9 protein-coding genes and 1 tRNA gene are annotated in these 8,232 nt (G+C 65.1%); 5 read left to right on the top strand and 5 right to left on the bottom strand.

Translation table 11 applies throughout. The features are described from left to right. The coding region (locus ACEQXV_RS13810; protein ID WP_370269687.1) for a thiamine pyrophosphate-dependent dehydrogenase E1 component subunit alpha at positions 1-1,145 on the bottom strand (1,145 nt) is incomplete at its 3' end. Positions 1,146-1,321: 176 nt separating this feature from the next. Between ACEQXV_RS13810 and ACEQXV_RS13805 the strand changes: the two genes are divergently transcribed. The 3 genes from ACEQXV_RS13805 (at position 1,322) to ACEQXV_RS13795 (ending at position 4,551) form a co-directional block, all read left to right on the top strand. Beyond that, positions 1,322-1,816: an Lrp/AsnC family transcriptional regulator gene (locus ACEQXV_RS13805; RefSeq protein WP_370251815.1), complete on the top strand. Its 495-nt coding sequence runs from the start codon at positions 1,322-1,324 to the stop codon at positions 1,814-1,816. A 104-nt stretch (positions 1,817-1,920) separates the two neighbouring features. Next, positions 1,921-3,030 carry a saccharopine dehydrogenase NADP-binding domain-containing protein gene (locus ACEQXV_RS13800; protein ID WP_370251814.1) on the top strand — a complete coding sequence of 370 codons (1,110 nt, stop codon included), beginning with the start codon at positions 1,921-1,923 and terminating at the stop codon, positions 3,028-3,030. An 18-nt stretch (positions 3,031-3,048) separates the two neighbouring features. After that, complete coding sequence (locus ACEQXV_RS13795; RefSeq protein ID WP_370269686.1) at positions 3,049-4,551, top strand: aldehyde dehydrogenase family protein; 1,503 nt, start codon at positions 3,049-3,051, stop codon at positions 4,549-4,551. 21 nt (positions 4,552-4,572) lie between these two features. Here ACEQXV_RS13795 and ACEQXV_RS13790 read toward each other — a convergent pair. Next, positions 4,573-4,649, bottom strand: a tRNA-His gene (locus tag ACEQXV_RS13790). A 48-nt stretch (positions 4,650-4,697) separates the two neighbouring features. Beyond that, on the bottom strand, positions 4,698-5,189 hold the full coding sequence (locus tag ACEQXV_RS13785) for an N-acetyltransferase family protein (RefSeq protein ID WP_370251811.1): 492 nt from the start codon (positions 5,187-5,189) through the stop codon (positions 4,698-4,700). A 112-nt stretch (positions 5,190-5,301) separates the two neighbouring features. Here ACEQXV_RS13785 and ACEQXV_RS13780 point away from each other — a divergent pair, with 112 nt between their 5' ends. Beyond that, the gene (locus ACEQXV_RS13780; RefSeq protein ID WP_370251810.1) at positions 5,302-5,508 is read left to right on the top strand and encodes a DUF6324 family protein; all 207 of its coding nucleotides are present in this window, start codon (positions 5,302-5,304) and stop codon (positions 5,506-5,508) included. A 31-nt stretch (positions 5,509-5,539) separates the two neighbouring features. On the opposite strand, the gene ACEQXV_RS13775 is transcribed toward ACEQXV_RS13780, so the two are convergent. After that, positions 5,540-5,986 carry an MmcB family DNA repair protein gene (locus ACEQXV_RS13775; protein WP_370251809.1) on the bottom strand — a complete coding sequence of 149 codons (447 nt, stop codon included), beginning with the start codon at positions 5,984-5,986 and terminating at the stop codon, positions 5,540-5,542. A gap of 299 nt (positions 5,987-6,285) precedes the next feature. Then, complete coding sequence (locus ACEQXV_RS13770; RefSeq protein ID WP_370269683.1) at positions 6,286-6,591, bottom strand: hypothetical protein; 306 nt, start codon at positions 6,589-6,591, stop codon at positions 6,286-6,288. 151 nt (positions 6,592-6,742) lie between these two features. Between ACEQXV_RS13770 and ACEQXV_RS13765 the strand changes: the two genes are divergently transcribed. After that, positions 6,743-8,232, top strand: a 1,490-nt coding sequence (locus tag ACEQXV_RS13765; RefSeq protein ID WP_370269682.1) for an amidohydrolase, incomplete at its 3' end; no start/stop codon positions are given.

Below are 8,232 nucleotides of genomic sequence, written 5' to 3'. Positions count from 1 at the left end.
GCCGCCGCCCGCGCCTCGGCCGAAGGGCCATTGGTGGGCGCGCAGTCCCGTTTCGGGGGGATGAGGCTTGCCATCACGCCAGCGGCATCGCGCAACCGCGGGCGGGTGACGGCCTCGGCCGCGACGCGGGTCACGCGGGCGTTTGTCTCTTCATAGATCGCCAGCGCCTCTTCGGCGGGCAGGGCCCCGGCGGCGTCGAGCAGTCGGGCGGAATGGAGCAGCGGATCGTTGGCTTCGCCAGCCTCGACCTCGTCCTTCGACAGGTAGCTCAGCGCCACATCGGCGCCTGCGTGGCCATAGAGCCGCACGGTGCGCAGATGCAGGAAGGCAGGCTTGTTGCGCGCCCTCACGTAGTCCGCCGCCTCGCGGGCAACGCGGTAGGTATCGTAGATGTCCAACCCGTCCGCTGCGAAATACCGGATGCCCGGGCGATGGCGCATGCTGGCCTCGATCCAGCCTTTCGGCGTCTTGACCGAAATCCCGATCCCGTTGTCCTCGCAGACGAAGAGAAGCGGTAGGGGCGTGGACTGCACCGAGGTCCAGCCCGCCGTGTTGATCGCGCCTTGCGCGGTGGAGTGGTTGGCGGAGGCATCACCAAAGCTGCACATGACGATCGCATCGTCCTCGTACAGCCGATGCTCGGGCGGATGCCGCCGTGCAAGCCCGATGGAAAACGCCGCGCCGACCGCCTTGGGCAGGTGGCTGGCAATGGTTGAGGTCTGGGGTGGGATCATGAGGTCACGGCTGCCCAGGACCTTGTGACGACCACCGGAAATGGGATCTTCGGACGAGCAGGCAAAGCTCAGCAGCATGTCCCAGGTGATGGTCTGGCCCGGCACCTGCTGACTGCGGGCGATCTGGAAGGCCGCGTCACGGTAGTGCAGGAAGGCCGGGTCCGTCGGGCGCAGCACAGCGGCAACCGCAGCCATGCCCTCGTGCCCGGACGAGCCGATCGTGTAGTAGCCCTGCCCCGCCTTCTGCATCGCGCGGCTTTCCCGGTCGAGCGCCCGCGACAGGCACTGTGCACGGAAAAGCGACACCGCCATTGGGGCTGGCAAATCGCCCGCAGGCATCGCGCCATCAGGGAAATCCCGCGCCGCGACCCGACGAAGAAAGTTGTCATGGACGATCTCTGCGCGATCCATCTTGTCCGGTGCTCCTTGCCTTGCCCGCCCCATGTTGCGCGTTGCCTTCCGGTTGTCCAGCCGGGCAATCGGGCGGCGTTTCGGCAGACCTACCGCCCCACGCTGCTGGAACGACTTGACAATTCGGCAGGAAGAGGCCCCTTTCTGACAAATCATCGGTATAGGCGGCAGTTTGTATGAGAGATTCCCTTGATCGGCGTATTATCCGCGAGTTGCAGCGCAACGCGCGGGAATCGACGTCGAACATCGCGCAGAAACTGGGCGTGGCCCGCTCGACCGTCCATGAACGCATCGCGCGGATGGAAAAGGACGGCACCATCGCGGGCTATTCCGTGGTGCTCAGCCGGAACCCGGGCGAAGAGACCGTACAGATCCTGATGATGCTGGAAATCCGCCAACAGGATACCCGCAAAGTCCTGCAAAGACTGAACACTTACCCTGAAATCCAGGTGGTTTTCTCGATCAATGGAGAGTTCGACCTGTTCCTGTCCGCCGAGGCCCCGCGGGTCGAGGACCTCGACATTCTGATCGACGAGATCGGCGAGATTCCGGGCGTGGTGCGAACCACCACCTCCGTGGTGTTCGGACGCCGGATCGACCGCCGGTCGGACGAGACCGCCGAACGCATTTTCCGCCAGATGCAGGCGATGGCGACGGCAGACGCCGACTGACCCCGGCATTTTGCCGGAAATAACCAGAACGGCGAACATTCGCCAAATGACGCCAGAATGCGCCCCGCCCCACGCTTGGGAAAACGCCAAGCAGGAGACCGGACATGCGCAAATGGACCGTCAGCATCGTCGGCGCAGGCAAGATCGGCAGCATGATCGCCGAGCTTCTCAAAGCCTCGCCCAACTATTCCGTCATCGTCGTGGATGCCGAGTTTGCCAATCTTGCCCCGTTCCAGCAGGCGGGTTTCAAGGTCGCGCAGGCGGATGCATCGGATGCCGAGGCGCTGGCCCGGACGCTCAAGGGCTCTGACGCCGTGGTCAGCGCGGCACCCTTCTTTCTGACGCCCTCCATCGCAAAGGCCGCGAAACTCGCCGGTGCACATTATTTCGACCTGACCGAGGACGTGGCCGCGACCGAGGCCGTGCGCGACATGGCACGGGACAGTGACACCGCCTTCATGCCGCAATGCGGGCTGGCGCCTGGCTTCGTCGGCATCGCAGGTGCCAGCCTTGCGCGTCAGTTCGACAGTCTCGACACCCTGTCGCTTCGGGTGGGCGCACTGCCGCTCTACCCCACCAATGCGCTGAAATATAACCTCACCTGGTCCACCGACGGGCTGATCAACGAATACTGCCACCCCTGCGACGTGATCGAGGGCGGCGAGCGGATCAAGGCCGCGCCGCTGGAAGGGCTGGAGCTCTTCGGGCTGGATGGTGTCGAATATGAATGCTTCAACACCTCCGGCGGGCTCGGCACCCTGACGGAAACGCTTCAGGGCAAGGCGCGCAAGCTGTCCTATCGCACCATCCGCTATCCCGGCCACCGCGACATCGTGAAGATGCTGTTGCAGGACCTGCGGCTGGAAACGCGCCGCGACCTGATGCGCGAGATCTTCGAAACCGCCCTGCCCCGCACCGATCAGGACGTGGTGCTGATCTACTGCACGGCGACCGGCTGGGTCGACGGGGAATTCCGCGAAAAGAGCTTCGTCAACAAGTCGCTGGCAACAGAGGTGAACGGCAAGACCTGGGGCGCGATCCAGATCACCACGGCGGCGGGCGTCACCGGGGTGATGGAACTGATGCGCATGGGCAAGCTGCCCACCAAGGGCTTCGTCCGGCAAGAAGACGTGAACCTCGACGATTTCCTCAACACCGAATTCGGCCGCTACTACGGCAAGGGTGATCTCACCCGGCTGGATAGCGCCGCCTGAGACAAGGAACCAACCGACATGACCGCAAAAGACACATTGGCCGCGCTTGGCCTGACCACCGAGATGCTAATCGGGGGCAGCCTGAAGGTCACCTCCCCCATCGACGGGGCGACTCTGGCCGAGATCCATGAAACCAACCCTGCCGAGATGCCGGGCGTCATCGCCCGCGCCAAGGCCGCCTTCAAGACATGGCGCACGGTGCCCGCCCCCCGGCGCGGGGAACTGGTGCGGCTTCTGGGCGAGGAACTGCGCGCGGCAAAGGATGACCTGGGGCGGCTTGTCAGCTTCGAGGCTGGCAAGATCACCTCCGAGGGGCTTGGCGAAGTGCAGGAGATGATCGACATTTGCGATTTCGCCGTCGGCCTGTCGCGCCAGCTTTACGGCCTGACCATCGCCTCTGAGCGGCCCGGCCACAGGATGATGGAAACCTGGCACCCGGTAGGGCCCGTGGGCGTAATCACCGCCTTCAACTTCCCGGTCGCGGTCTGGTCGTGGAACACGGCGATTGCGCTTGTCTGCGGCAACCCGGTGATCTGGAAACCGTCGGAAAAGACCCCGCTGACCGCGCTGGCCTGTGCCAATATCTTCGCCCGCGCCGTCGCGCGCTTCGGGTCCGATGCGCCCGCTGATCTGCTGCAGGTCGTCGTGGGCGGCGCGGCCATAGGCGAGGAACTGGTGGACAGTCACGATGTGCCGGTCCTGTCGGCCACGGGCTCGACCCGGATGGGCCGCGCCGTGGGCCCGCGCGTGGCCGCCCGTTTCGGGCGCTCGATCCTCGAACTGGGGGGCAACAACGCGATGATCGTGGCCCCCTCCGCCGACCTGGAAATGGCCGTGCGCGCCATTGTATTTTCCGCCGTGGGCACCGCCGGGCAGCGCTGCACCTCGTTGCGCCGCCTGATCGTGCACCACTCGATCCGCGATGAACTGGTGGCGCGGCTGGTCAAGGCCTACGCGGGCCTGCCGATCGGTCATCCGCTGGAGGACGGCACGCTGGTCGGTCCTCTGGTCGACGAAGCAGCGGGCCAGGCGATGGAACAGGCGCTGACCGTGGCGCGCGAATCGGGCGGCACGGTGCATGGCGGCGCGCGGGTGACCGAGGGCGTCCCCGCAGGCGGTGTCTACATGCAGCCCGCCATCGCGGTCATGCCGCATCAGGCCGATATCGTGCAGGCCGAAACCTTCGCCCCGATTCTCTACGTCATGTCCTATGACAGCTTCGACGAGGCGCTGGAGATGCAGAATGCCGTGCCGCAGGGCCTGTCCTCCTGCGTCTTCACCATGAACATGCGCGAAGCCGAGCGCTTCATGTCCGACGAAGGCTCCGACTGTGGCATCGCCAACGTCAATATCGGGCCCTCGGGTGCGGAAATCGGCGGGGCCTTCGGGGGCGAGAAGGAAACCGGCGGCGGGCGTGAAAGCGGCTCGGACGCATGGAAGGCCTACATGCGCCGCCAGACCAACACGGTGAACTATTCGGACGCGCTGCCTCTGGCACAGGGCGTGCGGTTCGACATCTGACCGGATCGGGCTTCGGGGGGGTGGTACCGCCTCCCCGGCTTGAACGGGGGACCTCTGGATCCACAATCCAGCGCTCTAACCAACTGAGCTAAGGCGGCACTGGCGGGGTGGATAACGGCCCGCGCGGGGGATTGCAAGCCTCTCTGTCACCTCAGATCGAGCTTCCATGTCTGTTCGATCAGCGGCTGGCCGAAGCTGGTCACGGGGTGGCTGTCGATACAGACGAAACCTGCCTTTTCATAGAGCGCACAGGCGGCCTCGTGGCTGGCATGGGTCCACAGCACCATGTCGCGATAGCCCCTCTCCCGCGCATAGTCGACACAGGCCCGAAGCAGCCGCTTGCCCAGCCCCTTGCCGCGCGCAGCCGGCGTCAGAAGAAAGAGCCGCAGCTTGGCCTGCCCCGGCTCGCTGCCCCTGGCGCAGAAGATGGAGCCGAGCCGCTGGCCGTTTTCCCAGGCAATCCAGGCCCGTTCGCAGGTGGGATCGCGGTGGCGCAGGAAATCCACGAGGATTTCGGCCACCAGCGGCTCGAAGCTCCAGTCGAAGCCCTCTTCGGCGGCATAAAGCTCCGCATGGGCCTGAACCAGCCAGCCCATATCGCCAATGCCGATATCCCTAAGCTCCACCTCGTCCGACATCCGTGCCCCTTTGCGTGCCATCCCGTGGTGCAGTATTTTACCTTGTCACCCGGCGGGCAAGGGGCTAGGCCCTCTGCCAGCCAAGCTTGAACCGGCCTTCCGGAGGATGATCATGGGTATCAACAGCGAAAGCGAAATCGCCGCCAATCTGCAGATCGGCCCCACCTCCATGGGCATGGTGCGGATCTATATCGAGGCCGACGGCGTCGACCTGCCGCTCGATTTCGACCCGGAAGAGGCGCTGGAAATCGCCGAGGAACTGCGGGCCGCGGCAGAAACGGTGCGCAACATGGGCAAGGGCAAGGGCGGCCGTCGCTGACGGCCATGGCAATCCGCAGGGGGGCGGTCGTCTAGACGCTTCCCGGCTTGGGATCGCGATAGGCGTGCAGGCGTTGTGCAGCCGTGCGGGCAAAGCGATGCGTCAGCGCCTTGCGCCGGGCAGCGGCCAGCTTGGCCTCCTCCCCCATACGCAGGATTTCCGCATCATAGGCATCGGCGATGATCAGCCCGGTGCCCTCGGGCAAAAGGTCGGTCGGAAATTCCTGGTCCACGGCCCAGAAATAGCGGTCGCACCATTCCAGGTATCCGTCCCATTTCGCGTCAGACGTGAAATCCACCCGGCTCGACTTGCACTCGATCACCCAGATTTCCCCCTTGGGGCCAAGCGCCATCACGTCGACGCGCTTTCCCCGCTCGGGCACGAATTCCTCCAGCGTGGCGAAATCATGCTGGCGCAGGTGGCGGCACACGCCGCGCGCCAGCAATTGCCCAGGTTGCAGAAGGATCGGATCGCTCATGGGCAGACGATGGAACATTCAGCGAACGAATGCAATCGTTGCAAGCCCCTTGCCGGAGCCCCCCGCGCGGCTTATGTGAGCGGTCAGGCGGGTTCTGCCCTTCCCGTGCCGGGGCAACATTCCGGTGGCCTTAAGCAATTCCGAGGGAGCTGGCTCTGTCTGGACCCTGGTCCCGTTACCTGGCGCCCACCTGTATTTACAGGTCCTCGGGAATTGAGACCCCTACGGTTGTGGTGGTCCCGTCTACCAAAGAAAACGGCCCGAAGCGCGCTTCGGGCCGTTTTCTTGTTTCCGGGGTGTCAGCGGCGCGCGTCGCGCACAGGAACGGGGATCGCGTCGAGCATCGGCAGCGCGTCGCGCTTGCCGCCCTGGTCATCCTCGTCCTCTTCCCCCATCGACATGATCTTGTAGCCGATCTGGGCCGAGCCGAACGTGATGGTTCCGAACACGATCAGCATCAGGACCGCGACCGGGCCCTCAGCCGTGTGGGTCACGAGGTGCCACAGGTTGCCCACGTTCAGCGCCAGGATCAGCACCGTGAAGGCAACCGAGATGACAAAGCCGATGAAGGCGTGCCAAAGAATGAAACGGATGTGATCGGGCATGGGATCCTCCTGAAACTCGGTCAAAGGCTAGCACCAGGGATGCGGCCTTCAAGCGGAAAACCTGACGCAGGGGGCGCGATCGGCGGAAATCCCGCGCTTGCCTGATGGATGGGCATCGGCCTAGCGTCAACGAACAGAACGGAGGCAGGGCATGGGCACGGCGAAGGACATGGCGCGCCAGGTGGTGCGGGATCGAATGGACGAGATCTCGCGCTGGACGCGGGACATCTGGGATTTCGGTGAAACCGCGTGGCGCGAATACAAATCCTGCGCCTATTACGTCGACCTCCTGCGGCGCGAGGGCTTCGAGGTCGAGCAGGGCAGCGCCGGAATGCCCACGGCCTTCTGTGCCACCTGGGAAAACGGCGACGGTCCCACTATTGGCGGCTACGCGGAATATGACGGCATTCCCGGCAACTGCCAGGCAGCAGAGCCGCGCAAGGCGCCCCGCCCCGGGCTCAACGCCCATGCAGGCGGCCATACCGATCCGCATTCGGCCCTTGGCATGGGGGCGCTCGGCGGGTTTCTCGCGACCAAGGCGATGATGGAGGCGCAGGGCATTCCCGGGCGGCTCAAGTTCTTCGGTGAACCCGCGGAAAAGGTGCGCGGCTCGAAGCCCATCCACGCGGCGGCGGGCTATTACGACGATCTCGATGCCGCGATCAGCTTCCACCCGTTCTACATGGCCCCGCTGTGCAACACCGTGCGTTGGGATACCCATTGCGGCGTCGGCTACGGCGTCATCTACGAATTCACCTGCGAAACGCCCGAAACCTGGATGGCGGGCGAAGACGCAAGCCCTATCCCCGCCAGCCATGCCGCCGCCCGTGCGCCGGGGGCCACGGATGCGATGGTGCAGATGTATCAATCCGCCAAGGCCCTGCGCGAACATGTCATGGCGCCGGGGCAGAGCTGGTCGATGAACGAGACCATCCTCAGCCACGGGCAGGCCACGGCCGACAACATCCCCGCCCAGGTTGCGCAGATCATGTATTTCATCCGCATCTCGGAGGTCAGCGAGGCCGAGCACATCATTCGCGGTCTCGATCATTTCGCCGAGGCCGCGGCGCGGCTTTGCCATTGCTCCTGGCGGCGGCACTGGGTCGCCAAGTCCCGCCACGGCCTGCCAAACCACGCCATGGCGCGCGCGACCTATGCCAACCTGGAAACCGTGGGCGCCCCTGTCTGGGGCGAGGACGCGGCAGAGTTTGCCCGCGCGATCCAGTCCGAGCTGGGGCTTGAGCCGATGGACAAGCCCTTCCTGTCGATGATTTCCGAACTCATGCCGCCCGAGGAGGCGGAACGGCGGATGCGGGACATCCTGCCGCCCTCGCAGCGCCATTTCACATCCGATGACTACACCGAGTTCTGCTGGCACGCGCCCACGGTGCGGCTCTATATCGGGCGCCCCGCCCTCGCCGCGCCAGGGGGCTTTGCCTACCCGGCCTGGGCGATGAACGCCCTTGGCGGGCATCCCGCCACCATCGACCCGATGACCGAGGTGGCCGCGCAGGTCGTGGCCATGACCGCGCTCGACTGCCTGACCGATCCCAAGCTGCTGCGCGAGGCGCAGGCAGAATTCCGGGATCGCACCGGAGGCGGGATCGGCGGCAGCGCCTGGCTGGCTCCGCTTTGCGACTA

It is taken from the genome of Nioella sp., from assembly GCF_964229645.1.
Taxonomy (GTDB): Bacteria; Pseudomonadota; Alphaproteobacteria; order Rhodobacterales; family Rhodobacteraceae; genus Nioella.
Note: the sequence above shows the minus strand (reverse complement) of the source record. Positions and strands in the feature narration are given on the sequence as shown.